Source organism: Saccharopolyspora pogona, assembly GCF_014697215.1.
Taxonomy (GTDB): Bacteria; Actinomycetota; Actinomycetes; order Mycobacteriales; family Pseudonocardiaceae; genus Saccharopolyspora; species Saccharopolyspora hattusasensis.
This window is the reverse complement of the sequence record NZ_CP031142.1, coordinates 5,854,238-5,880,729: the sequence shown is the minus strand read 5'-3', so window position 1 is coordinate 5,880,729 and position 26,492 is coordinate 5,854,238. Positions and strand designations below refer to the sequence as shown.

Below are 26,492 nucleotides of genomic sequence, written 5' to 3'. Positions count from 1 at the left end.
GCGGACCCCGCGAGCGGGAGAAGCCGGTCGAAGTCCGGCGCTGACCCGCAACGGTAGGCCGCGCACCGCGCGGCGAGTCCGATCGCCCGTTCGCGAGGGATCTCCAACGACCGCCGTGGTCTGCGGTCGGGGTCTGGGATTCGCAGCCTCCAGTGCGGTCCCGGCCTTCCCTCAGGCCGGCTCGACCCTGGAACGCACGATGTGCCGCTTGCTCGTCGCGCAGATCGGACACGTCACGGGGAGCGGCGATTTCGCGCGAAATCGCCGTCCGCGACGGCCCAACCGGCTCTTGCTTGCCCTCGTCCTCCTCACGCTCTCCATCACTGGCTGCACCGTCGCCGAATCGCAGAGTGACGGGCTGCGAATCGAGAACTGGGGTCGCATCGAGACGTTCCCGGAGCCGCCGAAGCGCGTGGTGAGCCTCAACCAGCACGCCACCGAGATCCTGTTGTCGCTGGGCTTGGGCGATCGGCTGGTCGGCACCGCCTACCCGGACGGCCACGCGCCGCCGCCGTCGGTGGCCGCCGCCTACGCCCAGGTGCCGCTGCTCGCCGACCAGTACCCGTCCCACGAGCGCATCCTCGAAGCCGAGCCCGACCTGGTCGTCGGCGGCTACGCCAGCGCCTTCGACGACACGACCGGCCGGGGCCGGAAACGCTGGAGGACAGCGGTATTCGAACGCTGCTGCTCTCGGAGTCCTGCGCCGCGGGCCCGTCCGGGATGGACACGCTGCTGACCGACATCGCGATGTTCGGCGAGGTGCTGGGCCTGCCGGAGAACGCTCGGCGGGTCACGGCCGACATCGAAGGCCGGGTACGCGCGGTCAAGCAGCGACTGGCGGGCACGGCGCCGGTGGACGTCTTCGTCTACGACTCCGGCGAGCAGGCTGCATTCACCTTGGGCGGCAACGGCGTCGGCCACGACGCGCAGCGCCGGGCCGGGGCGCGCAACGTCTTCGGCGATGTGCCGGACGTCTTCGCGGACGTCGGCTGGGAGGACGTGGCGGCGCGGGCCCCGCAGGCGATCGTGCTCGTCGACTACCTGGCGGCCCCGATTCAGAACAAGCTGGAGTACCTGACGGGGCACCCGCTTGTGGCGGGCACGCCCGCGGTGCGTGACCAGCGGTTCAGCACGATCCCGCTCGTCGAACTCACCGAGCCCGTCTCACCAGCCACAACGACCGCCCGGTCCCCGAGGTCGACGGACCCCTCTGCCGGCCCTGATCCCGCAATTTCAATGGAAATCAGAGCTCTGATTTCCATTGGGGTTTTTTCATCCTGTTTGTGCTGGTGGTGGGGGGTTGACGGGGTGGGGTGGGGTGTGTGTGGGCTGGTCAGGGGCGATGATCATTTTTGGTGATCGTTTGTCAGCGGGTGATTTCGAGGTTGGTCAGCACCAGCAGGGCCCGTAGTAGGCGGGTGGCGTTGGCTGCGTGCATGCGTAGGCGGGTGAGGATGCGCCAGTTTTTGAGGTCGGCGAAGCCGTGTTCGCAGGTGGCGCGTTCGCGGGCAACGAGTTGGTTGGCTTGTTTCTGGGCGTCGGTGAGCGGGTGGGCGCGGGCGGCGCGGCGGCCGATGATGATCACGGGTTCGTCGGGGTCGTCTTCCAGTCCGGTGAATCCGAGGTCGCACATCGCGCCGAGTTCGGCGTCCCGGAGTGCGGTGGTGATGTTGTTGTGGCGGGCGGTGGTGACTTCCGAGGCCCGCCCTGGTTTGGCCGCAGAGAACCACAACAGGTTGCCTTTGTGGTCGGTGAGGGCGAGAAACAGCAGGCCGTGGGCTTTGTGTTTGCCGCTGTAGTTGCGCCGGTTGTTCTTGCCGGTGCGGCGCTGGGTGCGCACCAGGGTGCCATCCAGCAGCACGACCTCACCCCCGCCGCGGGCCACTTTGCTCAGGACGCGGTCCAGGCGCGGGGCACGGGCGGCCAGCAGGTCGATGACCTCCAGCACCCAGCGGCGGATCGTCGAGGCCGACACCCTGTTGCCGCCGGCGATGTCCAGCAGCCGCTGGTCGTGACGCAGCACCGCGAGCACGATGATCGCCTGCGTACCAGGGGTCACCTTGCGCCAGCGAGAGCGGATTTTCCTGCAGTGCGTGGTGATCAGCGAGGCGAGGTAGTCGATCGTGGCCCTCGACACGGGAAGTTGGGCTTGGTGCACAATGGGTTCGGTGCCCTCGGCGGGGCTGGATTGGGTTTTCACACACTCCCCAACCCCGCCGGGGGCACTCTCGTTGCAGCCAACCGGCCATGATCATCGTCACATCTTCTCCGCGACCACGGCCACCGTCAGATGATCTTGATAAATGATCATGGCCCTGGCCAGCCCGCCCACACCACGCCACCCACGACCACACCCTCTGACCAGCCAAGATCAGGATGAAAAAAGCCCATTGAAATTGCGGGGTACCAGGTGGGAGCTGCGATCTCGACGTTGGGGGATCGCCCGATTCCGGGGAAATCACCCCACCGGCCAGGCGTGGACCGGGTCTCCGTTGTCGGCGAGGTCGATGTAGCGGCGCAGCATACCGACCAGGGCGCCGTGCCGGTCTGCGCCGCGGTCTTCCAGCAGCGCAACGGTTTCCCGCTGCCAGGTCGAACCGTTGCGCTTCGCCAGGCAGCGCTTCTCGATCACGCCCAGGTAGCGCTCGCACGCGGCGTCCGACACCCCGCACGCCCGCAGGCCGTCGTGCGCCATCGGCAGCAGGCGTCGCAACACGAGCTCATCCGGCTTTACCCAGCCGATGCTCGGCCAGTAGAGGTGCGCGTCGAAGCCGTGCCGCGCCCCGGCGTAGAAGTTCTCCTCCGCCGCCGCGAACGACATCTGTGTCCACAATGGACGATCTTGTTCGGTGAGCGCCCGCTGGGCGCCGTAGAAGAACGCGGCGTTGGCGACGATGTCCACCACCGACGGCCCCGACGGCAGCACGCGGTTCTCCACCCGCAGGTGCGGAACCCCGCCCACCAGGTCGTAAACCGGCCGGTTCCAGCGCCAGATGGTGCCGTTGTGCAGCCGCAGCTCGGCCAGCGTCGGCGCCCGGCCGGCTTCCAGCGCGGCCACCGGGTCCTCTTCCTCCGGCTCCGGCAGCAACGCCGGGAAGTAGCGGACGTTCTCCTCGAACAGGTCGAAGATCGACGTGATCCAACGCTCCCCGAACCACACCCGCGGCCGCACGCCCTGGTTCTTCAACTCCAACGGACGCGTGTCGGTGGCCTGCAGGAACAGCGGGATCCGCGTCTCGTGCCACAACGCCTTGCCCAGCAGGAACGGGGAATTCGCGCCGATGGCCACCTGCACCCCGGCCAGGCACTGCGCGGCGTTCCAGTGCGCCGCGAAGTCCTCCGGCGCCACCTGCAGGTGCAGCTGGACGGAGGTGCACGCCGACTCCGGCAGGATCGAGTCCGCGTAGGAGCGCAGCTTCTCGGACTGCGCCTCGTCGAGCGGCACGCCCTCCATGTCCAGCAGCATTTCTTCGCCGCGTGCCAGGAAGATCTGCTCATTGAGCAGCGAGTACCGCGGGTTGCGCGACAGCCAGTTCGGGTCGAAGTGTGCGCTGCGCAGCGTCGGCAGCGTGCCGATCATGACGATCTTCGCCCCGGCGTCGTGCGCCCCGCCGTCCGCGCGCAGCAGCGCGGCGCGCATCCGGGCCTCCAGCTCTAGGGCGCTGTCCCCGGCCAGCACCTGGGGCTCGACGTTGAGCTCGATGTTCTGCTGGCCGAGCTCGGTGGTGAACACCGGCTCGCTGATCTTCTCCAGCACCACCGCGTTGGACATGGACGGCTCCATCTGGTCGTCCACCAGGCACAGCTCCATCTCCAGCCCCATCTGCTGGTGAGGGAAGGAGAAATTGCCTTCGGCGAGCATCCGGGCCAGGGCGTCCAGGCCGCGCTGCATCTTGCTCCGATACCGCTGCCGGTCCACTGGCTTGAAGGGTTGATCGTCCACGTGCCTTCCCATGCCGTCTCCCCGCTTGATCGGCAGCACGTCAGCGCGCAGCGCTGGGGAAACCACCGTGACACATCGGTACCCGGGGACCAGCGGCCAAAACGGTGTCACCGGAAGGTTCGCAGAATGATCAACGGGAGGCGTCCGCAAGCCGCTCCAGCTCGGCGGAAGTGAGCGTGAGTTGGGCCGCCGGGAGCAGATCCGCTAGCTGTTCGGTGTTGCGGGCGCTGGCGATCGGCGCAGTAACACTGCGTTGTCCCAACAGCCACGCCAGTGCGACCGAAGGGATAGGCACGTTACGGAGTGTCGCGATTTCGTCCAATCCAGCGAGTACTTTCACGCCGCGCTCGTCCAAGTAGGTGCGGGCACCCTCGGCCCGCGGGCTCTCCGAGCTGTCGCCGCCCGGCCGGTACTTGCCCGTCAGGAATCCCTTGGCCAGCGCGTAGTACGGCAGCACCGCCAGATTCTCGCGAACGCAGAGTTCGGCGAGTTCGCCCTCGAAGTGGCCGCGCTCCACCAGGTTGTAGTGCGGCTGCAAGGCGTCGAAGCGGGCAAGGCCCTCGCGGCGCGAGATCTCCAGCGCCTCGGCCAGACGTGGTGCGGTGTAGTTCGACGCCGCGATGTAGCGGACCTTGCCCTCCCGCACCAGTTCGTCGAACGCCCCCAGCGTCTCGGCCAGCGGCGTGGCCTCGTCGTCGCTGTGCGCGTAGTACAGGTCGATGTGATCGACTCCCAGGCGTCGCAACGAATCTTCGGCCGCGGCCTTGATGTTCGCCGCCGACAGGCCGGGTCGCCGGTCCTGCCACCTGCCGACCTTGGTGGCGGTCACGATGTCGTCGCGGTTGCCCCGGGCGCGCAGCCACTCGCCGATCAGCGTTTCCGACTCGCCGCCCGAATTGCCCGGAGCGAAAAAGGAATAACTGTCGGCGGTGTCTATGAAGTTGCCGCCCGCGGCGGAGTAGCGGTCCAGGACGTCGAAGGTCTCGTCGCGGTCGGCCGTCCAGCCGAACACGTTGCCACCGAGGCAAATGGGGAAGACGTCGAGTTCTGTGTTGCCGAGTCGAGCCATGCCGCGAACCTACTCCTCCTGTGGTCGCCCGATCCGGTGGCGGACGGCACATTCGTCGATCTTCGCACGTTTTGCCCGGAATCCCAGGCGAATCCGGGTTAGGTCAACGGACACACCTGCATCTCCGACACCGCCGATCCCACTGGCCGAGAACGACAACGCGGTTCACCCGCAACGCGCCAGCCGGGGCGGCCAGCCCGATTGGCGGCGGGTGCGAGAATGCGCGCGTGGCGCACATTGTCGAGGTCAGCGATGCCGACGACCCGAGGGTCGACGACTTCCGCGATCTGTCCCGCGCGGACCGCCGCCCGGATCGCCCGGGCGGGCGCGGGCTGGTGATCGCCGAAGGCGTCGTGGTGGTCGAGCGACTGCTCGCCTCGCCGTACCCGGTGCGGGCGCTGTTCGGGGTGCGCCGCCGGATCGAGGAACTGGCCGAGGCCACCGCCGCCCTCGATGTGCCCGCCTACGTCACCGATGCCGACGTGATGGCGAGCGTGGTCGGCTTCCACCTGAATCGCGGCGTGCTTGCGGTCGCCGACCAAGCCCCGGTCATCGAGCCGGCGGAGCTCATCGGCCGGTCCCGCCGCCTGGCGGTGCTGGAAGGCATCGGCGACCACGAGAACCTCGGCGCGCTGTTCCGCAACGCCGCAGCGCTCGGCATCGACGGCGTGCTGCTCGGCGCGGGATGTTCGGACCCGCTGTACCGGCGCAGCGTCCGGGTGTCGATGGGGCACGTGCTCCGGGTCCCGTTCGCCCACCTCACCTCCTGGCCAGAAGACCTCAAGCTGTTGCGCGACAACGGCTTCCGGATCGCCGCGCTCACTCCCCGAGCGGATTCGAAATCCCTTCGCGACGCGGAGCTGGACCGGGGTTCAGTGGCGGTGCTGCTTGGCTCGGAAGGCCCCGGGCTCACCGACGAGGCCATCGAGGCCGCGGACGTCGCGGTCCGGATCCCGATGGTCAGCGGGGTGGATTCGCTCAACGTCGCCACCGCCGGGGCGATCACCTTCCACGCGATGAACGGAGCGTGATGGACGCCCGGGAATCCGGCTGGGAGCTGCACGCACGATCCGGTCGCGCGGTGCTGGTGCGCGGCGTCGGTCGCGAGGTCGACCCGGCCCGGCTGAGGCTGCCGGGTGCGCTGGTCGCTGCGCTGCACGAGTGGGCGCACGTGGTGGAGGCCGTGCAGGCCGAGGAAACCGCGGACAACGACGCGGAGCTGGTGTCGCAGCGCGGTCGCCAGTTGGCGATGCGGCTCGCGGCGGAGACCGGCGGGCAGATCGGCTACGTCGACCCGCTCAGCGGCGAACTGGACCGCATCGGCCGGCCGCGCTCGGCGCACGCGATACCTGGACGACGTGGCGGAACGCTCGCCCCGGTGCCGCCAACGCCGTGGGGTCCGGGCCTGGTGGTCAGCGCGATCATCGGGGCGATCGTGGCGGTGACCCTGGTGGTGGTGACGCAGGGGCTGGCGGACGTGAGCGGAATCCTCGCGGCGGTGGTCAACCTCGCGGTCGCGGCCGGGTTCACGCCGTCGATCTGGCTGGGCCGGTACGTTCCGGTCTGGCGCTGGGCGGCCTACGGAACGGCGGCGGGCATAGTCGCCGCCTGGATAGCGCTGATCCTCAGCCTCCTCGGCTGACACCGGATCGCGGCCGACCACGCAATTTCAATGAGCGTTTTCCAATCTCTACTTGCGTTCTGGTGCGGGTAGCGGAACCTCAGCGGTCTTCTCGGCTGTGGGATCCCGGGACTTGTGTATGACCGACCAATACGCGGCGTCGGGGCTGTCCTCGCGAGAAGACTGCTGAGAACCTGCGGCGATGCAGGCTGCGAAGGTGGGCCAAGGCGGCTACGCCACTTGCGGCAGCCCCGGACCGTGGGACTTCAGGCGTCGCGGCTGCGGATCGACCAGTATGACAAAGGCTCAATGGAAATCCGAACTCTGATTTCCATTGAAATCGGGGGAGTTGTCCACATCTGTCGGCGTGTTTTGGTCCGACACGCCGACAGAGTGCAATTTCCAATTGAGGTGATCTCGGTAAGAAGTGGCTGAAGGCGGCCTGCCGGAATGGGTGTGTGATCGGGTAGGGCTGGCCTGGGGAGAGTGGGACGTGGGGTCCCTGGTAGAAGAAGTTCGACCAAGAAACGATCTTCGACCAGGGAAGGCCCCACGTGGTCACGTATTCTGCCAAACTCGATGTTCCCCGTGAACTGGTGCTCTTCCTCAGCAAGCTGCTGGCCGGTGAACGCCGCCGGAAAGGGACCCGCAAGGGGCGCCGGGCGTTGACCACGTTCTGGCAGGCTGTGCTGGTCCTGCGGTGGTTCCGCGACCGCACCGACACCACCACACTGGCCCGCGATCACGGTGTCGCCCGCGCGACCGGCTACCGGTATGTCGACGAGGGCATCGAGGCGCTGGCCGCGCAGGCCCCGGATCTGCACGACGCCCTGCAACGGGCCAAAGACAACGGCGACGCCTATCTGATCCTGGACGGCAAAAACTTCTCCTCCGACCGTCTCGGCGAAAAGACCACCAGCACCAAAGGCACCGAGATCGACCTGTGGTACTCCGGGAAAACCCGCGAACAAGCCGGCAACATCCAAGCACTGACGGACCCGGACGGGTTCCCGCTGTGGGTCTCCGACGTCGAGCCCGGGTCCGTCCACGACATCACCGCCGCTGAAAACCACGTCCTCGGCGCCCTGTACTGGGCTTACTCCCAGCTCGACCTGCCCACCCTGGCCGACGGCGGCTACCAGGGTGCCGGAGCCGGGGTCCTCACCCCGATCAAACACCCCAAAACCAGCAAAGGCCGCCCACTCGACGTCGACAACCAGACCTACAACAAACTGCTGCGCGGCCTGCGCGCCCTCGGCGAACGTGGATTTGCCCTGCTCACCGGCCGTTGGCGCGCCCTACGACACTTCACCACCAGCCCCCGCAAAATCGGCACCATCGTCAAAGCCGCACTCGTACTCACCCAATTCGAACACGGCCGACTCGCATAACCCCCTACTGAGATCACCTCAATTGAAATCGAAGTGACTCAAGTTTCGCAGTTTCGCGGCGACCGCAGCTCTAGACCGCCCGAAAGATCGCCCATGCCGACACGGAACGGACATTCGGAAGTTGAGCGTGAGGCGCTGACCTGCGGCGATGAAAAAGTGCGAAACCTCAGAAGTGACCGTGGACATGCCAACGGGGCCGGGTGAGCTTGGTGCTCGCCCCGGCCCCGTTGGGTTTCTGTCGTCAGCGGTGGGACCGGACGCCGAGCAGGACGTCCTCCCACGACGGCACGATCGGATGACTCTTGCGCCCGCGCCGCGGCTCCGCCTTGCGCTGCGCGTCGTCCTCCGCGGCCTCGGCGGTCGCGCCCTCGGCGCTTTCCTCCGCCACCGGCTCTTCCGCCGGCTCCGCCGGCGGGCCGGTGTCCAGATCGAGGCTCGGCGCCTCCGGCCGCGCTGCGGCCACCGGCTCCTCCATCCGCTCGTGCACCGGCTGCGCCTGCTGGTCGAGCTGCAGCGCTTCGCGCGCCAGCTCGGTGACCGGCCGGACAGTCCGCAGTGGGCGGTTCGGGGATGGGTCGAGCAGGTCGGCGGCGTGGTCGTCGAGCGCGGCGACGGTGCCGCCGTGCGCGCCTGGGTGGAAGACCCAGTGCGCGCGGTTTTCCGAGCGCCCGGCCTGCCAGGTCAGCTGCACGACCCACTTGCCGTCTTCGCCGCGCCAGGCGCCCCAGTTGGCTTCGGAGTACTCGTGGCCGCGCATCCCGAAGGTGTGCGCGACGACCTCGCCGAGCGTCTGGACGTCCGGGCCGTCTTCGCGGACCGGGTGTGCGCGCTGCGCCATCTCGGCGATCTGGGCACGTTCGAGCAGCACGGGGTAGGCGTAGCGCTCGACCCGGTGTTCCGGGATGCCGGACGCCTCCGCGATCTGCGCCACGGACGCGCCGGAGCGGATGCGGGACTGGATCTCCCGGGGCCGCATCTGGGCTTCCATCTCGATCTGGACCTGGCCGAGCCTGGTGAGGTCGCCGCGGGCTGCGGCACGCAGTCGTTCGTCGGCGGGCACGGTAAAGCGCTCGCCGTTCTCCGGGTCCTCGCAGATGACGGATTCACCGTCCTCGTCGAGCCCGACCACTCGCAGCGCTCGCATACGCCAGCCTCCCGCCGACCTACATGTCACCAAGCTGTGACGGTAACCCGGCGCGCCGCCTTGACGCGGGAGGCACGCCGGGCACGTCGTATCCGCATTGGTCGCTCTCTCCGGCTTCGATCTTGCCGGAAAGGTGGTGCTTGAGCGAACGGGTAAAATCACTCATTTTCCGCGAATGTCACCAATAGTGGCCGACTGTTCACTTAGTGGAGTGGCGTTCGGCAAAAAGCCGCCGGGATCGGCCTCGATCCCAGCGGCTATGCGTGTCAGGAGAGCTGCGAAACCACCCAATCGATGGACTTCGTCAGTGCGGTGACGTCGTCCGGGGCGATCGCCGGGAACATGCCGACCCGCAGCTGGTTGCGGCCCAGCTTGCGGTACGGCTCGGTGTCCACGATCCCGTTGGCGCGCAACGCCTTCGCGACCGCTGCGGCGTCGACGGAGTCGGCGAAGTCGACGGTGCCGACCACCTGGGAGCGCTTCGCCGGGTCGACGACGAACGGGGTGGCGAACTCCGACGCCTCGGCCCAGGAGTACAGACGCTGCGACGACTCGCGGGTGCGTTGCACGCACCAGTCCAGCCCGCCCTGGCCGTTCATCCACTCGATCTGGTCGGCGAGCAGGAACAGGGTGGCGACCGCCGGGGTGTTGTAGGTCTGGTCCTTGCGGGAGTTGTCCAGCGCGGTGGGCAGCGACAGGAACTCCGGCATCCAGCGGTCGGACGCGCCGATCTCGCCGATCCGCTCGATCGCGGCCGGGCTCATCGCGGCCAGCCACAGCCCGCCGTCGGCGGCGAAGCACTTCTGCGGCGCGAAGTAGTAGACGTCGGCGTTGGCCGCGTCGAAGGGCAGCCCGCCCGCGCCCGAGGTGGCGTCGATCGCGATCAGCGCGTTCTCCGAGCCCTCCGGGCGGCTCGGCGCGAGCATCACGCCGGTGGAGGTTTCGTTGTGCGCCCAGCCGATCAGGTCGACGGACGGGTCCGACACCGGCTCCGGCGCGTCGCCCGGCTCGGCGGCGACCACCACCGGGTCGGCCAGGAACGGCGCGGTCTTGGCGGCCTTGGCGAACTTCGAGGAGAACTCGCCGTAGGTGAGGTGCAGCGACCGCTCGCGGACCAGGCCGAACGTCGCGGCGTCCCAGAACGCCGTGGTGCCGCCGACACCCAGCACGACCTCGTAGCCGTCGGGCAGCGAGAACAGCTCCTGCAGTCCTTCCCGGACCCGCCCGACCAGGGACTTCACCGGCTTCTGCCGGTGCGAGGTGCCCATCAGTGCGGCGCCCGCGTCAGCCAGGTTGGCGAGCTGCTCGTCGCGCACCTTGGACGGACCGCAGCCGAACCGGCCGTCGGCGGGCTTGAGTTCCTCGGGCAGCTTCAGGGTCGTCGGATCGATGGTCTCGGCCTGCGTCATGCCGGCGCCTCCGGGCGTTGTTGTGGTGACTGTGCAGGTGGCGGGGCGTGCCTCCCGCGCGCCAGTGGCCTGGTGACCGGCGCCTTTGCCGGCTCGGCTCAAGTGTTGCAGCAGGGTTTCCGTGGGGTGACCCCGGTGCTGCGAACAGCCGCACCGCAACTTACTGCGGACCATCGCAGTTGGCCAACATCCCGCCGGGCGACATCACCTGATCTTGGTCGGCCCTGCGGCGGCGGTCGGCCCTGCGGCGGCGCTCGGCCCTGCGGCGGCGCTCGGCCCCGCGGCGCGTGGCTCAGGCGAAGCCGGGGGCTCCGCAGCACTTCTTGTACTTGCGGTCGGAGCCGCACCAGCAGGCGTCGTTGCGGCCCGGCGGCCAGGCGCTCGCCAGCCCGCGGCGGGCGGTTTCGGCGGCGAACTCCTCGCGGGCGGACCGTTCGCCAGGGGGTATTCCGCGGGACGCGGCGAAGTCCACCAGCGCCCCGATCGAGCCGATGACCACGGCAGGTGCCGGGTGCTGCCGCAGGGCCCGCTGGACCTCCCGGCGGTGCTCCAGGTGCGTGGTGCCCGGGTACCAGGTCGGGCGTCCTCGTTGGAGCTCGGCGAATTCCTCCGGCGGCCAGTAGAGGACCGCGAGCCGTTCGGTCTCGTCGTGCCGCCGGATCTCGCGGATCTGCTCGCCGATCTGGCGGCCGTGGTCGGTCAGGCGGTCGAGGAGGTCGTCGAACCCGTCCTTCGGCAGGCCCAGCTCGCGGCGCAGGAGGCTGCGCTGGCGCAGCAGCTCGGAACCGGCATCGCCCTTCTCCAGCTCGACGTCCAGGCTCGGGATGAACCGGTTGACGCCGACGTTAAGCCAGCGCAGGGCCTCCTGGGGTGCGTCGACGAGCTGGTAAGCGATCGACGCCGTCGCGTAGGCCCACTCGCAGTTCGAGCCCTCGCGGAGCAGCTGCGCGAAGCGTTCCTCGGCCTCCGCGCGCCGCCCGTGGGTCAGCAGGAACTTCGCGTACGCGGCGGCGCCGTTGAGCACGTTGTTGTCGTCGTCGACCTCGGCCGCGGCGAGCAGGGCCCGTTCTTCGCGCTCGTGCTCGCCCGCGAAATGCCAGTAATCCGCCGCCTCGACGAGGTCGTTGCACTGCTCGCCGCTGGTCTCCGCGTCGGCCTCCAGCGCTTCGGCGTACTCGACGTGCAACCGCCGCTGCGCATCGGTGGATGTGACTGTCACCACTCCACGCTAGCGCTGCTGGAAGGTGCTTCGGGGGAGCGGTTCGGAGCGAACGGTCCGTTCACGTCGGTAGACGACGCGAACGGTCCGTTCGCTTCACCAGCCCCTTTCCGGGGCGGTGCTGGCGGTGGCTTCGGTGTGCGAGGCCGTCAGCGCTCCGGGCTTCTGGTGTCGCGATGGGTGTCGCGGTTCGCGGTTTGGGGCGAACGGTCCGTTCGCGTCGGTAGGAGCCTGTTGCAAAATTACGCCCACCACGGACCGTGATCGATCGATCACGGCTGAGATGGCCACTGGCGGACAAACGGCGGCGATCGAGACTGATTTGGTACTTCGGTTCAGCCGTTTTCGCCGAAAACGCAACAGGCTCGTAGACGACGCGAACGGTCCGTTCGCTTCACCTCCGCCATCGGAGACGGAGCACGCCGCGATCACACCTGGGCGATCAGCTGGTTGATGGAGTCCCATCCCGGGACGGCCTGCGGGGAGCGCGGGTTCGGGCCGACGTACTGCGCCGACGGGCGCACCAGGCGGCCGGTGCGCTGCTGCTCCAGGATGTGCGCCGACCAGCCCGCGAGCCGGGCGCAGGTGAACATCGCCGGCATCATCGCCGTCGGGACCTGGGCGAAGTCGAGCACCACCGCGGCCCAGAACTCCACGTTGGTTTCGATCTGCCGGTCCGGTCGGCGCTCCCGCAGGACCGCCAGCGCGGCCTGCTCCAGCTCCCGGGCCACCTCGAAGCGCGGCGCGCGGAGCTGGTCGCAGGTGTTGCGCAGCACCCTGGCCCGCGGGTCCTCGGCGCGGTAGACGCGATGGCCGAAGCCCATCAGCCGCCCGCCGCGGTCCAGGATCGACGTCACCACTGCGCGCGCGTCGCCGGTGCGCTCGGCTTCCTCGATCATCGGCAGCACCCGGGCCGGGGCGCCGCCGTGCAGCGGGCCGGACATCGCGCCGACCGCCCCGGACAGGCAGGCGGCGACGTCGGCGCCGGTGGAGGCGATGACCCGGGCGGTGAACGTGGAGGCGTTCAGCCCGTGCTCGGCCGCCGATACCCAGTACGCGTCGAGCGACTGCACGTGTTTGGGGTCCGGTTCGCCGCGCCACCGGATCAGGAACTGCTCGGTGGCCGTCGCGGCTTCTGCGATCCGGGCGTGCGGAACCGGCGGCTGGTCGCCGCGCGCGGACTGCGCCACGAACGACAACCCGAGCGCACTGGAACGCGCCAGCTGCGCGCGGGCCTGTTGCTCGTCGATGTCCAGCAGCGGCGGAAAACCGGCGGTCGGCGCGATCATCGCCAGTGCGGCTTGGACGTCTGCCCGCACGTCGCCGGTGCGGACCGGCAGGACTGCGTCGTCGGCAGCCGGCAGGCCGTCGCCGAAGCGACCGTCCACCAGCAGCGCCCAGACGTCGCCGAAAGACACCGTGCCCACCAGGTCCTCGATGTCCACGCCGCGGTAGCGCAGCGCTCCGCCGTCGCGGTCGGGTTCGGCGATCTCGGTCTGGAAGGCGACCACGCCCTCCAGGCCGGGGCGGAATTCGGATTTGCCCGCGTTGCTCATGGCTGCCTCGTCTCCTCGGTGTTCGGGGCCGCGCGTGCGCGGCTGGGGGGACGTGGCGGGGCGTCGTGAACACAGTGCACCCGCCCGCGAGGTGAAAGCAATCGGATTCACCGGGCGAAAACCCCGGAATGAGCTAGATCACACGATCCGGAAATAATTTAATTAGCGGCGCAAAATTTTGGAAAATAGATTGTACTGGTTCAATTGTCTGTCCGCAGGTAAAGCTGCAGTACAGCGCCGGGTGTTGCCGGTCCGCGTGTGTTAAGTAGATACAGTTTGCTCCTCAAGAGCGCGACAAGTTGCTCGTCTACGTTGCGGCCCGCCTAGCGTGCGAGCGGCTGGACCGCGGACTGAAGCTGAACTACCCCGAAGCGGTGGCCATGATCGCCGACCACGTCGCGGAGTGTGCTCGGGACGGCCGGACCGCCGTGGAGCTGATGCAGAGCGGCCGCCAGGTGCTGCGCGCCGACCAGGTGCTCGACGGTGCCCGAGGTGATCCACGACGTGCAGGTCGAGGCGACCTTCCCGGGCGGCACGAAGCTGGTCACGGTGCACGACCCGATCACCTGAAGCGGCGGCCCGGCCGGTCACTGATCTCGAATCGACATGAGGAGTTGGCCACCGCGCTGGCCGAGAACGCCGTGGCCGCCGAGCGCCGGCTCGCAGAGGGCGATCGGTCACCATGCGAAGGATCTAGAGGTTTCACAGCTGATCGAATGCCACGTAGCGGGCAACGGGACCCGCGGCACACGGCGCGCTGACCTTGCTGCACGCCGTGCCTGCGGGCATTTCGCAGGTGTACCTGCAGGACAGTGCCGACCGGATTGCTGTTCCTGGTCGTGCTGCTGGTGGCCGGACCGCAGCTCGGATTGGCCGTGCTGATCGGCAGCGTCGTCGGGGCGCTGAATCGGCGGCGGTGCCGGTTGTGAGGGTGGGCTGAGCGGCTGGCGCCGCTTCAAGGACATGGAACGGGCTGACTTCCCCGGCCTCCACGACTCGCCGAAAGTGCTCGCGTTCGGGGCGGGCGCGGCGCTCGCGGGACCCGCGCAATTGGTCTGTTTCGGCCGGTAGGGGCGTTTTCCTGGGAGGTGCGGGATGTGCGGTTCCGGCGGTCGTTCATGGTCGCGCGGGCGTCCGAACGGGTGTGGGAACGATCACTGCATCGGTTGCGGAATCGATCGTGTAGCACCATTGATTCGGCGTCCGTTCGGATCCCGTTTACCGTCGTACGCGTGGTTGGCAGCCACCAATCGTGTCGTGCCGGCCGTCCAACCCGTACCGTCCGGCGAACAGCCGGAGAAGTCGAGTCGTGCCACTGCCGGGCGAGTCAGGGAGGAAAAAGCATGTCGGAGGCAAACGTCGCGTTGCCGTCCATGCGGGTGTCCTACGAGGCCGGGGCGCTGGACGAGTCGTCGCTCGCCGCCACCTGGCATGAGCAGCTCCAGCTGTGGTTCGACGAAGCGGTGCAGGCCGACCTCATCGAGCCGAACGCGATGGTGCTGGCCACGGCCAACCCCGACGGCATCCCGTCCTCGCGCACCGTGCTCTGCAAGGGCTTCGACCAGCGCGGCGTGGTGTTCTTCACCAACTACACCTCGGCGAAGAGTCACGACCTCAAGGCCACCCAGGTGGCCGCCGCGACCTTCCCGTGGCTGGGCCTGCAGCGCCAGGTCAACGTGCGCGGCACGGTGGAGAAGGTGTCGCCCGCCGAGACCGCCGAGTACTGGGCGGAGCGCCCGCGCGGCTCCCAGTTGGGTGCCTGGGCGTCGCCGCAGTCGCAGGTGGTCGCTGGCCGCGACGCGCTGCGGTCGTCGCTGAGCGGCATCCAGCGACGCTTCGCCGACGCCGAGAAGGTGCCGGTGCCGCCGCACTGGGGCGGCTGGCGGATCCGCCCGGATTACGTGGAGTTCTGGCAGGGCCGCGCGGACCGCCTGCACGACCGTCTGCGCTTCCGCCGCTCCAACGACCTCTGGACCGTCGAACGCCTCGCCCCCTGAGCTGGGCCCCTGAGCTTGGGCCCCTGAGCTGGGTCACCCGGGTGGTGCGCAATTCTCGCGAGGAAATGCGCACCACCCGGGTCTAAAAGACAGCGGCGCGAAGCGTCATCTCGGGGGTGGCTGCCGGGCGAGGGGCTGGCGTGATTTCTCGGGAAATCGCGCCCTGCATCGGCCAGACCGGCGTTTTCGCAGGTGATCGAGGCCGTGTTGGTCCCGGCCAGTTTTGGGCGGGTTTTGTCCGGTTCGACGGAAACCCGTTAGACATCGGTCACACGGGCCCGGAAATGGCATGCCGTTAGCCGGTCTAATCACTAGGGTTTTGCATCTGTGCAACCCAGCAGCGGAGCCCCGACCAAGTCCCGTCGATCCATCAGGTCCCTGCTGAGCAAGGTCTTCCTCGACACCAGGCCGCTGCGGTACCCGGCGTACCGCCGCCTGTGGGTGTCCAACATCGTCACCGCCGTCGGCGCGCAGTTCTCCGCGGTCGCGGTGCCCAAGCAGCTCTACGACATCACCGGCTCTTCCGCCTACGTCGGCCTCGCCGGGATCTTCGGCTTGGTGCCGCTGCTGGTGTTCGGCCTGTGGGGCGGCGCGATCGCGGACACCGTCGACCGTCGCAAGCTGCTGCTGATCACCAACGGCGGCCTGGCAGGCAGCGCCGTGCTGCTGTGGTTGGTGGCCGCGGCGGACGTCCGGTCGGTTTGGCTCGTGCTGGTGCTCTTCGCCGCGCAGCAGACGTTCTTCGCCGTGAACATGCCGACTCGCGGCGCCGCGATCGCCCGGCTGATCCCGGTGCACCTGCTGCCGTCGGCGCAGGCGCTCGGGGCCACCGTTTTCCAGTTCGGTTCGATCATCGGGCCGCTGCTGGCCGGCATGTTGCTGCCGATGCTGGGGCTTTCGGTGCTGTACCTGGTCGACGCGGTGGCGTTGTGCGCGGCGCTGTGGGTGGTGTTCCGGTTGCCGCCGCTGCCGCCGCAGGAAGGCGCCCCGAAGCGCGCCGGGCTGCGCGCGGTGCTGGACGGATTCCGCTACTTGGCAATGCATTCCGTGCTGCTGGCGTCGTTCCTGATGGACATCATCGCGATGGTGTTCGGCATGCCGCGCGCGCTGTTCCCGGAGATGGCGGAGCGCACCTTCGGCGATCCGCCGGGCGGCGGCGCGGCGCTGGGCTGGCTGTTCGCGGCGATCCCGCTGGGCGCGTTCGCGTTCGGCGTGTTCTCCGGCTGGCTGCACCGGATCACGCGGCACGGCGTCGGCGTCACTGCCGGCGTCGTCGCGTGGGGCATCGCGGTGATCGGGTTCGGCTGGGCCGATTCGCTGTGGCTGGCGGTGCTGTTCCTGGCCCTGGGCGGCGGGGCGGACCTGGTGAGCATGGTCTACCGGAGTTCGATCATGCAGGCTGCGGCCACGGACGAGATGCGCGGCCGCATCCAGGGCGTGTTCACCGTCGTCGTCGCCGGTGGGCCGCGGCTGGCGGACACGGTGCACGGCTTGGCGGGCGCGGCGGTCGGCACCTCGACCACCATCATCGCGGGCGGGGCCCTGGTCGTCGTCGGCGCGGTGGTCGCGGCGGTCCTGTTGCCCGCGTTCTGGCGCTACCGAGCCCCGGCCGCCGAGCAGGCATGACGGCGCCGGAATGGGCACCTTGCCCCGTTTGATCCGGCCGCAGCAGTGCGGTTCGACCAGGGGTGGGCAGACAACCGGACGAACCACCCTGCACACTTCTCTGCTATGGCCAACGAACAGACAGTGAACGACGCTGCGCCCGGCGGTGCGCAGGAGCCTGGCCTCAAGAAGGTGATGGGCCCGAAACTGTTGCTCTTCTTCGTGGTCGGAGACATCCTCGGCACCACGATCTATTCCCTGACCGGCAAGGTCGCCGGCCTGGTCGGCGGGGCGCTGTGGATCCCGTTCCTGGTCTCGTTCGTGGTCGCCTTCCTGACCGCGTTCAGCTACCTGGAACTGGTCGGCAAGTACCCGAAGGCGGGCGGCGCGCCGCTCTACGTCCACAAGGCGTTCGGTATCCACTTCCTGACGTTCCTCATCGCGTTCGCGGTGATGTGCTCGGGCATCACGTCCGCCTCGTCGGCCGCACAAGCGTTCAGCGGTGACTACCTGGACGCGATCTTCGGCGAGGGCGTGCCGTCCTTGCTGGTGGCGTTGGGCTTCGTGCTGCTGCTGGCGGCGGTCAACTTCCGCGGCGTCGGCGAGTCGGTGAAGATGAACGTGGTGCTGACCTGCATCGAGCTCACCGGCCTGCTGATCGTGATCGGGTGCGGCCTGTGGGCGATCTTTGTCGGCAACAGCAACCCGGACCTGGTTCCGGACCCGAGCCGGTTGGGCCAGCTCAACACCGAGACCACGCCGTTGCTGGCGATCACGTCGGCTACCGCGCTGGCGTTCTTCGCGATGGTGGGCTTCGAGGACTCGGTGAACATGGCCGAGGAGACCCGCGACCCCACCAAGAACTTCCCGCGCGCCCTGCTGCTCGGTCTGACCATCACGGCGTCGATCTACCTGGTGATCGCGCTGATCACCTCCACGCTGGTGCCCACCGACGAGTTGGCCGGGTCGAGCGGGCCGCTGCTGCTCGTGGTGCAGGCCGCGGCGCCGTGGTTCCCGCCGGTCGTCTTCTCCATCATCGCGCTGTTCGCGGTGACGAACAGCGCGCTGATCAACATGCTGATGGCCAGCCGCCTGGTCTACGGCATGGCGAACGAGGGCATCGTCCCGGCGGTGTTCGGCAAGGTGCACCGGGCCCGGCGGACCCCGTGGGTGTCGATCCTGTTCACCAGCATCATCGCGTTGATCCTGGTGAGCCTCCTGGACATCGGTTCGCTGGGCAGCACCACGTCACTGCTGTTGCTGGCGGTGTTCACGGTGGTCAACGTGGCGGTTCTGGTGCTGCGCAAGGACAAGGTGGAGCACCAGCACTTCAAGGCGCCCACCTGGGTCCCGGTGCTGGGCGCGATCCTCTGCGCGTTCTTCGCCAGTCCGCTGTCGGGCCGTCCGGCGACCGAGTACTACATCGCAGGGGCGCTGCTGGGGATCGGCGTGATCTTCTGGCTGATCAACTACTTCATCAAGGGCCAGACGAAGTTCGATGCCGAGGCGTTGAACAAGTGAGTCCCGATCGGGTCACCGTTCGCGGTGACCCGATCGCCGCACCGGCCGTACAGTTGGCAGGTGCATGATCCTGTTCCCGCTACCGGGCGGCAGTTCGAGATCGCGTCCGGAGCCTCGCGCGCCGTGATCACAGAAGTCGGTGCGGCGCTTCGGGTCTTCGAGGTCGACGGCGTGCCGTACGCGGAGACCTATGACGCGGACCGGCTGCCGCCAGCCGGTGCCGGCGGAGTTCTGGTGCCGTGGCCGAACCGGGTCGCCGACGGGCGCTGGCGGTTCGACGGCGAACCGCAGCAGTTGGCGCTGACCGAGCCCGCGCGGCACAACGCGATCCACGGCCTGTTGCGGCACACCGCGTGGACCCTCGTCGAGCACGCCGAGTCGACGGTGGTCCTGCACGCGATGGTGCCCGCGCAGCCGGGTTGGCCGGTGCCGCTGCTGACGTCCATCGGGTACGCCCTGGACGCGGACGGCCTGACGGTGACGCACACCGTGGAGAACCTGGGGTCGCGGGCGGTTCCGTTCGGGGTCGGCGTGCATCCCTACCCGCGCGCCGGCAACGCCGAAACCGACGACTGCACGCTCCGGCTGGCGGCGTCGACGGTGCTGCCGGTGGACGCGCAGCGGCTGCTCCCCGCGCGACCGCCGCGTGCCCTGCAGGGCGACGAGATGGACTTCCGCACCGGGCGCAGGCTGGCTGGTGTGCTGCTCGACACGGCTTTCGGCGGCGCGACCCCGGCGCCGGGCGACGAGTTCGTGCGGCACACGCTCACTGATCCGAGCGGGCACGGCGTCCAACTCTGGGCCGACCCGGTGTTCAAGTGGGTGCAGGTCTACACGGCGGACGACTTCCCGGGCCGGGGCAGGGCGATCGCGATCGAGCCGATGACCTGCCCGCCGAACGCGTTCAACTCCGGCGAAGACCTCTTGGTCCTGCAACCCGGCGAGAACTGGATCGGCCACTGGGGCCTCAACCCGTTCTGACACCAATCCCTTCCGCAACGCGGAATCCCGGTTCCCCTGTCCGCAATTTCAATGGAAATCGGACCTTCGATTTCCATTGAAATTGCGGAACTACGGGGTGCCGGGTGCACGACACACCGGAGGTTGTGGATAACTGCCGCAATTTCCATTGAAATTGCGGACGAGGTCAGGGCTTCGCGAGGTGGCGGGCGATCAGCATGCGTTGGATCTGGTTGGTGCCTTCGAAGATCTGCAGGACTTTCGCTTCGCGCATGTAGCGCTCCGCCGGGAAATCCCGGGTGTAGCCCGCGCCGCCGAGCACCTGGACCGCGTCGGTGGTCACCTTCATCGCCGCGTCCGTCGCGACGAGCTTCGCCACCGACGCCTGCTGCCCGAACGGCAGCCCGGCGTCCCGGCGCCGCGCGCCGTCGAGGTACGTCGCTCGCGCCGAGTGCACGGCCGCGGCCATGTCCGCGAGCAGGAACTCCAACCCCTGGAATTCGATGATCGGCCGCCCGAACTGCTGCCGCTGCTTGGCGTAGTCAACCGCGAGGTCCAGCGCCGCCTGCGCCAACCCGACCGCGCACGCCGCAATGCCGAGCCGACCGGAGTCCAGCGCCGACAGCGCGATCTTCAGCCCCTGACCTTCGGATCCGACGAGCCGCTCGGCGGGCACCCGCGCGTCCTCGAAGTAAAGCGGCGTGGTCGGCGAGCCGGTGAGCCCCATCTTGTGCTCGGGCGGGCCCGCGGAAAGCCCCGGCGTGGCGGCGTCGACGAGCAGGCAGCTGATGCCGAGCGGCCCGTCGTCCGAGGTCCGGGCCATGAGCGTGTAGAAGTCCGCGATCCCGCCGTGGGTGATCCAGGCCTTGGCCCCGTTGACGGCGTACGAGTCGTCCTGGCGCACGGCCCGGGTGTTCAGCGCCGCCGCGTCGGAGCCGGCGTGCGGCTCGGACAGCGCGTACGCGCCGAGCAGTTCGCCGCCGATCATCCCCGGCAGCCACCGGGACTGCTGCTCCGCGCTGCCGAAGTGCGCCAGCGGGTAGCAGCTCATGGTGTGCACCGAGAGCCCGACGCCGACGGTCATCCAGGCGCTGCTGAGCTCCTCGAGGACCTGCAGGTACACCTCGTACGGCTGGGCGCCGCCGCCGTGTTCCTCGGAGTACGGCAGGCCGAGGAAGCCGGACTCGCCGAGCAGGCGGAAGGCGTCGCGCGGGAACGTCTCCGCGGCTTCGTCGCCGGCGACCCGCGGGGCGAGCTCGTCGCGGGCGATTTCGCGGGTCAGCGCTAGCAGGTCGGTGGCTTCTGAAGTGGGAAGCAGGCGTTCGACGGGCATGGCGGTTCGCGCTCCTGAGGCCATTGTGATAGCTGACGGTAGTACTGTTGCCAGTACTGTAGGGCGTTCATGAGTACCGTGAAAGTTCGGAGCGGAAACTTCGAGCAACTGTTGCGAGGGCTGTGGCAGGCTTCCACCGATGACCACCTCCGAAGGCCGCCGTCGGCCGGTGAACGCGCGGCGGGCCGAGCTGCTGGATCGGCTGCGCGACCTTTTCCTCGCGGAGGGGTTCGCGCACTTCACGCTGGACGACCTCGCCGGCCGGCTGCGCTGCTCCAAGTCGACGCTGTACACCCTGGCGGGCAGCAAGGAGCAGCTCGCGGTCCGCGTTGTCGCGCACTACTTCAAGGGCGCCACGCGGCTGGTCGAGCAGCGGGTCGCGGCCAGCGACGACGTGCGGGATGAGGTGCGGCTGTACCTGGAGGCGGCGGCCGAGGCACTGCGGCCGGCGTCCCGCGAGTTCATCGACGACATGGCCGCCAACATCGCGACCCGCGCGACCTACGAGGCCAACGCGCACGCGGCCGCCGACCGGATCCGCGGCTTCATCCGCGAGGGTGTGCGCCAGGGCGTGTTCCGGGAGGTGCACGCCGGGTTCGTCGGCGAGATGGTCGGCCGCACCATCGTCGGCATCCAGCGCGGGGAGATCGGCGAGCGCACCGGCCTGTCGGACGCGGCGGCCTTCGCCGCGCTGTCGCAGTTCCTGCTCGGCGGGCTGACCGCCGGGCCGGAGGTCTAGTACACAGTGGAGGAAATGTGATCGTCATCGGCGGTGAGGCGCTCGTCGACCTCGTCCCGGATCCGTCCACCGCGGACGGCGAGCTCGGACCGCTGCACCCCCGGCTCGGCGGGGGCCCGTACAACGTCGCGATCGCGTTGGGGCGGCTGGGGATTCCGGCCGGGTTCTTCGCCCGGCTGTCCACCGACCAGTTCGGGGACAAGCTGTTCGAGCGGCTGCGTCTCTCCAATGTGGACGTCGAGCTGGTGGAGCGCGGCCCGGAGCCGACGACGCTGGCCGTGGTCGGGCTGGCCGAGAACGGTTCGGCCCGCTACAGCTTCCACACCGAAGGCACCGCCGCGCGCTTCGTCGCCGCCCGGCCGCTGCCGGAGCGGACCACCACGGTCTGCCTGGGCACTCTCGGCATGGTGCTCGAACCCGGCGCCTCGGTGTACGAGGAGGTGCTGTTCCGGGAGGCCGCGCGCGGCCGGTTCATCGCGTTGGACCCGAACATCCGCGCCGACCTGATTGCCGACCCCGACGCCTACCGCGCGCGGTTCGCCTCCTGGCTGCCGTCGGTGGGGCTGCTGAAGGTCTCGGACGACGACGCCGAATGGCTGGCGGGCGGCCAGGACGTGCTCGCGGCGGCCAGTGAATGGCAGCAGCAGGGCCCGGCCGCAGTGGTGCTGACCAGGGGAGCCGACGGGCTGACGGCGGTGACCGGCGACGGTGAGGTGACGGTGCCGAGCGTGCGCGCCGAGGTGGTCGACACCATCGGCGCGGGCGACACCGTGCAGGCCGCCCTGCTGGCCTGGCTGTACCGCAACGACGCCCTGTCGGCGGACGCCGTACGGGCGCTCGACCGGGCGCAGTGGGAACGGGCGCTGCGGTTCGCCGCGGCCGCGGCTGCGGTCACCGTCTCCCGGCCGGGTGCCGAACCGCCGTGGGCCGCCGAGCTGTCCTGATGGACCGAAACCGCTACGACGTGCGCGAAGCCACCTTGTGAGGTAAACCGCGCGAGACCGAATGGTCCAAATATGGTTAGCCCGATCGGACGGGCTTGTTGGTCACAATGAACGGACCGCTCGGCTCCAGAGGGTCGAAAATCATCCGCCGCGATCGGCCCGATGTGATGTGATCGTGGTCCCACCTGCAAAAAGCCGAAACGCGATAGCTGCGCAGGGGCCCCACTGCGGTCTAGCGTGACTAGTGACAGGACCCCAACGGGGTGGTGCTGCGGCGGTTCGGACACCCCGACCGGCGCGCAGGCGACGACGCAGCCCTGCCGCTTGGCCGGCAGCGCTGGTCGTCTTGACAGCGCACCCCGACGAGCGCGAGAGGTTCCCGAATGCCCGACGACGTGACCGCCAAACGTACCGTCGCGCTGCGCTATGACGCCGGCGAGCACGAAATGCAGGTGAAGCAGCCCACCGAGGGCGCCCCCGGGGTGGACCTCGGCAAGCTGCTGGCTCAGACCGGTTTGGTGACGTTGGATCCGGGCTTCGTCAATACGGCGGCCTGCCTCTCCGACATCACCTACATCGATGGTGACGCCGGCATCCTGCGCTACCGCGGCTACCCGATCGAGGAGCTCGCGGCCAAGTCGAACTTCATCGAGGTCAGCTACCTGCTGATCTACGGTGAGCTGCCGACCCAGCAGCAGTACGACGAGTTCGCCGAGCGGATCCGGCGACACACCCTGCTGCACGAAGACCTCAAGCAGTTCTTCGACGGCTTCCCGCGGGACGCGCACCCGATGCCGGTGCTGTCCTCCGCGGTCTCCGCGCTGTCCACCTTCTACCAGGACAGCCTCAACCCGTTCGACAAGAACCAGGTGGAGCTGTCCACCGTCCGCCTGCTGGCCAAGCTGCCCACCATCGCGGCCTACGCCTACAAGAAGTCGGTCGGCCAGCCATTCCTTTACCCGGACAACTCGCTGGGCCTGGTGGAGAACTTCCTCCGGATGACCTTCGGCTTCCCTGCCGAGCCCTACGAGGTCGACCCGGTGCTGGCCCGCGCCCTCGACCTGCTGTTTATCCTGCACGCCGACCACGAGCAGAACTGCTCCACGTCGACGGTCCGGATGGTCGGCTCCGCCGAGACGAACCTGTTCGCCAGCATCTCGGCCGGCATCAACGCCCTGTTCGGACCGCTGCACGGCGGGGCGAACAGCGCGGTACTGGAGATGCTGGAGGGCATCCAGGCCAACGGTGGCGACGTCGACTCGTTCGTCAACCGGGTGAAGAACAAGGAGCCCGGCGTCCGGCTGATGGGCTTCGGCCACCGGGTCTACAAGAACTACGACCCGCGCGCGGCGATCATCAAGAAGACCGCCGACGAGGTGCTCGGCAAGCTCGGGGCCAACGACCCGCTGCTGGACATCGCCCTGAAGCTCGAGGAGAAGGCGCTCGCCGACGACTACTTCATCGAGCGCAAGCTCTACCCGAACGTCGACTTCTACACCGGCCTGATCTACAAGGCGATGGGTTTCCCGACGAAGTATTTCACCGTGCTGTTCGCGCTCGGCCGGCTGCCCGGCTGGATCGCGCACTGGCGCGAGATGCTGGAGGACCCGGCCCGCAAGATCAGCCGTCCGCGGCAGGTGTACACCGGTTCGCCGGAACGCGCCTATCAGGCGATCAACCAGCGCTGAATCGAAACCTGAATCCAGTCGGTAGCCGACGCGACCGACCCACCAGCGGCCCCGGACACCGGCCTCTCGGCCGGTCCCCGGGGCCGATCCGTGTCTGAACAACGGCTCGACCTGCCGGTCCCAGTGCGATTTCAATGGAAATCAGAGGTTGAGGTTCGATTTCCATCGAAATCGCGGTTCAGGACGCGCGGAGGGCGTCGCGGACCTTCACTCGGGAGCCGGTGCGCAGCACCGCGTTGGAGTAGATCCGGCCGCCGAGGCGGAGCAGGACGGCGATGGCCGCGATGCTCAGGACGGTGGCCACCGCTATCTCCCAGGGGGCGGCGACGCCGAGCGCGATGCGCATCGGCATCAGCGTCGGCGAGAAGCCCGGGACCAGGGAGAGCACCGCCGCGAACGTGCTGTCCGGCGAGCTCGGCAGCATCGAGACGCCGATGACGAACGGCACGACCAGCACCGTGATCACCGGGCTGATCACGTTCTGCAGCTCCTCGTGGCGCGACACCAGCGAGGAGGCCGCGGCGAGGACCGTCGCATAGGTGAAGAACCCGAGCACGAACCAGACCAGCGCCCAGGCGAGCGTGCTCGCCAGCGCCGCAGACGGCAGCGTCAACATGCCGCCGACGCCTGCCGCCAGCAGCCCCGTACCGGCGATGATCAGCAGTTGCAGCAGGTTCGTCAGGCCGATGCCGACGACCTTCCCGGCGAGCAGCTGGGTCGGCTTGATCGTGGACAGCAGCAGCTCGACGACCCGGCTGGCTTTCTCCTCCACGACGCCCTGCGCGACCATCTGACCAGCGATGATCATGAACATGTAGAGCACGACGCCGGCCGCGATGGCCAGGACCAGCCGTTCGACGCGGTGCGGGTCCTCGGTCTCCAGGCTGGTCACGGCGACGTGGGCGCTCTCGGCCGTGGCGCGGACCGCGTCGGGGTCCAGCCCGAAGCGTGCGAGCTCGGCGTCGAGCGTCCGCTGCTGCACGATCGCGTTCAGCGCGGCCTGGATCGAGTCGTCCGGGGTGCGCTTGACGACCAGTCGCGGTTCCTCCGGCGTGCCCGTGATCAGGGCTTCCAGGTCGCCGTCGCGCACCTGCTGCTCGGCGACCGGGGCCGGGACCGTGCTGATCTCGAAGGACTTGCCGAAGTTCGGGCCCGCCGCTTTCAGCGATTCGCCGATGGCCGCGGCCTCTGCGGTGACGCCGATCTTCGTGGTGCTGGCCTGGTTCCCGATGAACGTCATCAGTCCCGCGTAGGCGCCCATGATCACGATGATGGAGAGGGTGCCGATGATGAATCCGCGGGTCCGCACGCGGGTGCGGATCTCCCGGCGGGCGACCAACCAAACGGGGCTCATGCGGCGGGCTCCTCGGTGACGACGTTGCGGAACAGTTCGGTGAGGGTGGGCCGGTTCCTGGTGAACTCGCGGACCGGTCCGGTGGCCAGCGCTGCCTTGAGCACCGCCTGGTCGTCCGCGTCGTCGGCGAGCCGCAGCGTGGTCCGGCCGCCAGCGACCTCGACGACCTCGGCGCCGGGCACGCCGTCGGCCCAGCCGGGCTGGGCGTCAGGGGCGTCGACGACCAGCGTGGTCGGCCCCTGGTCGCGCAGCTCGGCGACGCTGCCGCAGGCCACCATCTGTCCACTGCGGACGATCCCGATCCGGTCGCACAGTCGCTGCACCAGGTCGAGCTGGTGGCTGGAGAACACCACCGGCACCCCGGAATCGCACTTCTCCCGCAGCACGGCGCTCATCACGTCCACGGCGACCGGGTCGAGTCCGGAGAACGGCTCGTCGAGGATCAGCACCTCGGGGTCGTGCACCAGCGCGGCGGCCAGCTGCACCCGCTGCTGGTTGCCCAGGCTGAGCTTCTGCACCTCTTCGTCGCGGCGGGCGCCCAGCCCGAGCCGCTCGGTCCACCGCTCGGCCGCGGCCGCGGCGTCCTTCGCGGACATCCCGTGCAGTTCGGCGAGGTAGGCGAGCTGGTCGGCGACCTTCATCTTGGGGTAGAGGCCGCGTTCTTCCGGCATGTAGCCGATCCGGCGGCGGGCCTGCAGGTCCAGCGGCGCGCCGTTCCAGCGCACCTCGCCGGAATCGGCGGACAGCACGCCGAGCGCGATGCGCATGGTGGTGGTCTTGCCGGCGCCGTTGCTGCCGACGAATCCGAACATCTCACCCGCGCGCACGGTGAAGGTCATCTCCCGCAGCGCGGTGACGTTCCCGTAGCGCTTGGAGATCCGGTCGATCTCCAATTCGCGATCAGGCATCCCGTCTCCCTCGGTTGGTCTCGAAAGGCGATTGTGCCTGGTCACGGCCGAATCCGTGGGATATTTGCGTTTACCGGAGGCGACGCGCGGC

At 68.8% G+C, this 26,492-nt stretch carries 22 protein-coding genes and 1 pseudogene; 13 read left to right on the top strand and 10 right to left on the bottom strand.

Annotation, left to right across the window (positions count from 1 at the left end; all coding sequences use genetic code 11):
• The first annotated feature begins 199 nt into the window (after window positions 1–199).
• On the top strand, window positions 200–736 hold the full coding sequence (locus tag DL519_RS47300) for a TroA family protein (RefSeq protein WP_223839602.1): 537 nt from the start codon (window positions 200–202) through the stop codon (window positions 734–736).
• On the top strand, window positions 658–1,359 hold the full coding sequence (locus DL519_RS47295) for an ABC transporter substrate-binding protein (protein ID WP_223840365.1): 702 nt from the start codon (window positions 658–660) through the stop codon (window positions 1,357–1,359). The genes DL519_RS47300 and DL519_RS47295 overlap by 79 nt, the downstream gene beginning before the upstream one ends.
• A gap of 7 nt (window positions 1,360–1,366) precedes the next feature.
• On the opposite strand, the gene DL519_RS27210 is transcribed toward DL519_RS47295, so the two are convergent.
• From DL519_RS27210 to DL519_RS27200, 3 genes are all read right to left on the bottom strand, one after another.
• Window positions 1,367–2,200 carry a transposase family protein gene (locus DL519_RS27210; RefSeq protein ID WP_190818958.1) on the bottom strand — a complete coding sequence of 278 codons (834 nt, stop codon included), beginning with the start codon at window positions 2,198–2,200 and terminating at the stop codon, window positions 1,367–1,369.
• A 258-nt stretch (window positions 2,201–2,458) separates the two neighbouring features.
• Window positions 2,459–3,955, bottom strand: coding sequence for a glutamate--cysteine ligase family protein (locus tag DL519_RS27205; RefSeq protein WP_190824241.1), 1,497 nt, complete (start codon window positions 3,953–3,955; stop codon window positions 2,459–2,461).
• A gap of 118 nt (window positions 3,956–4,073) precedes the next feature.
• Complete coding sequence (locus DL519_RS27200) at window positions 4,074–5,012, bottom strand: aldo/keto reductase (protein WP_190818956.1); 939 nt, start codon at window positions 5,010–5,012, stop codon at window positions 4,074–4,076.
• Window positions 5,013–5,239: 227 nt separating this feature from the next.
• On the opposite strand from DL519_RS27200, the gene DL519_RS27195 reads away from it, so the two are divergent.
• The 3 genes from DL519_RS27195 (at window position 5,240) to DL519_RS27185 (ending at window position 8,024) form a co-directional block, all read left to right on the top strand.
• Entirely contained in the window at window positions 5,240–6,043 is an 804-nt protein-coding gene (locus DL519_RS27195; protein WP_190818954.1) for a TrmH family RNA methyltransferase, read from the top strand.
• Window positions 6,043–6,654, top strand: a complete 612-nt coding sequence (locus DL519_RS27190; RefSeq protein ID WP_190818952.1) for a DUF2537 domain-containing protein — start codon at window positions 6,043–6,045, stop codon at window positions 6,652–6,654. The genes DL519_RS27195 and DL519_RS27190 overlap by 1 nt, the downstream gene beginning before the upstream one ends.
• A 533-nt stretch (window positions 6,655–7,187) precedes the next feature.
• Window positions 7,188–8,024 (top strand): transposase family protein, encoded by an 837-nt coding sequence (locus DL519_RS27185; RefSeq protein ID WP_190818950.1) that lies wholly within the window; start codon window positions 7,188–7,190, stop codon window positions 8,022–8,024.
• Window positions 8,025–8,265: 241 nt separating this feature from the next.
• Here DL519_RS27185 and sepH read toward each other — a convergent pair whose 3' ends face one another.
• From sepH to DL519_RS27165, 4 genes are all read right to left on the bottom strand, one after another.
• Complete coding sequence (sepH, locus tag DL519_RS27180) at window positions 8,266–9,168, bottom strand: septation protein SepH (RefSeq protein WP_190818948.1); 903 nt, start codon at window positions 9,166–9,168, stop codon at window positions 8,266–8,268.
• Window positions 9,169–9,434: 266 nt separating this feature from the next.
• A complete protein-coding gene (gene serC, locus DL519_RS27175) occupies window positions 9,435–10,577 on the bottom strand; it encodes a phosphoserine transaminase (protein ID WP_190818946.1) in 1,143 nt (380 codons plus the stop codon).
• 292 nt (window positions 10,578–10,869) lie between these two features.
• Window positions 10,870–11,796 (bottom strand): SEC-C domain-containing protein, encoded by a 927-nt coding sequence (locus tag DL519_RS27170; protein WP_190818944.1) that lies wholly within the window; start codon window positions 11,794–11,796, stop codon window positions 10,870–10,872.
• A gap of 428 nt (window positions 11,797–12,224) precedes the next feature.
• Window positions 12,225–13,352 (bottom strand): citrate synthase 2, encoded by a 1,128-nt coding sequence (locus tag DL519_RS27165; protein WP_190818942.1) that lies wholly within the window; start codon window positions 13,350–13,352, stop codon window positions 12,225–12,227.
• 269 nt (window positions 13,353–13,621) lie between these two features.
• Here DL519_RS27165 and DL519_RS27160 point away from each other — a divergent pair.
• From DL519_RS27160 to DL519_RS27140, 5 genes and pseudogenes are all read left to right on the top strand, one after another.
• Window positions 13,622–13,922: pseudogene (locus DL519_RS27160) on the top strand (urease subunit gamma).
• Between the two features lie 773 nt (window positions 13,923–14,695).
• Entirely contained in the window at window positions 14,696–15,349 is a 654-nt protein-coding gene (pdxH, locus tag DL519_RS27155; protein WP_190818940.1) for a pyridoxamine 5'-phosphate oxidase, read from the top strand.
• Between the two features lie 327 nt (window positions 15,350–15,676).
• A complete protein-coding gene (locus DL519_RS27150; protein WP_190818938.1) occupies window positions 15,677–16,975 on the top strand; it encodes an MFS transporter in 1,299 nt (432 codons plus the stop codon).
• 105 nt (window positions 16,976–17,080) lie between these two features.
• Window positions 17,081–18,475 carry an APC family permease gene (locus DL519_RS27145; RefSeq protein ID WP_190818936.1) on the top strand — a complete coding sequence of 465 codons (1,395 nt, stop codon included), beginning with the start codon at window positions 17,081–17,083 and terminating at the stop codon, window positions 18,473–18,475.
• A gap of 60 nt (window positions 18,476–18,535) precedes the next feature.
• Complete coding sequence (locus DL519_RS27140; protein ID WP_190818934.1) at window positions 18,536–19,456, top strand: aldose 1-epimerase family protein; 921 nt, start codon at window positions 18,536–18,538, stop codon at window positions 19,454–19,456.
• Between the two features lie 166 nt (window positions 19,457–19,622).
• Here DL519_RS27140 and DL519_RS27135 read toward each other — a convergent pair whose 3' ends face one another.
• Window positions 19,623–20,768 carry an acyl-CoA dehydrogenase family protein gene (locus DL519_RS27135; RefSeq protein WP_190818932.1) on the bottom strand — a complete coding sequence of 382 codons (1,146 nt, stop codon included), beginning with the start codon at window positions 20,766–20,768 and terminating at the stop codon, window positions 19,623–19,625.
• A 139-nt stretch (window positions 20,769–20,907) separates the two neighbouring features.
• Between DL519_RS27135 and DL519_RS27130 the strand changes: the two genes are divergently transcribed.
• From DL519_RS27130 to DL519_RS27120, 3 genes are all read left to right on the top strand, one after another.
• A complete protein-coding gene (locus DL519_RS27130; RefSeq protein ID WP_190818930.1) occupies window positions 20,908–21,507 on the top strand; it encodes a TetR/AcrR family transcriptional regulator in 600 nt (199 codons plus the stop codon).
• A 17-nt stretch (window positions 21,508–21,524) separates the two neighbouring features.
• Window positions 21,525–22,451: a carbohydrate kinase family protein gene (locus DL519_RS27125; protein ID WP_190818929.1), complete on the top strand. Its 927-nt coding sequence runs from the start codon at window positions 21,525–21,527 to the stop codon at window positions 22,449–22,451.
• Between the two features lie 383 nt (window positions 22,452–22,834).
• Window positions 22,835–24,139 carry a citrate synthase gene (locus DL519_RS27120; protein ID WP_190818927.1) on the top strand — a complete coding sequence of 435 codons (1,305 nt, stop codon included), beginning with the start codon at window positions 22,835–22,837 and terminating at the stop codon, window positions 24,137–24,139.
• 178 nt (window positions 24,140–24,317) lie between these two features.
• Here the strand turns inward: DL519_RS27120 and DL519_RS27115 are convergent, their stop codons facing one another.
• The gene (locus tag DL519_RS27115; protein WP_190818925.1) at window positions 24,318–25,493 is read right to left on the bottom strand and encodes an ABC transporter permease; all 1,176 of its coding nucleotides are present in this window, start codon (window positions 25,491–25,493) and stop codon (window positions 24,318–24,320) included.
• The gene (locus DL519_RS27110; protein WP_190818924.1) at window positions 25,490–26,401 is read right to left on the bottom strand and encodes an ABC transporter ATP-binding protein; all 912 of its coding nucleotides are present in this window, start codon (window positions 26,399–26,401) and stop codon (window positions 25,490–25,492) included. The genes DL519_RS27115 and DL519_RS27110 overlap by 4 nt, the downstream gene beginning before the upstream one ends.
• Between the last annotated feature and the right edge of the window lie 91 nt (window positions 26,402–26,492).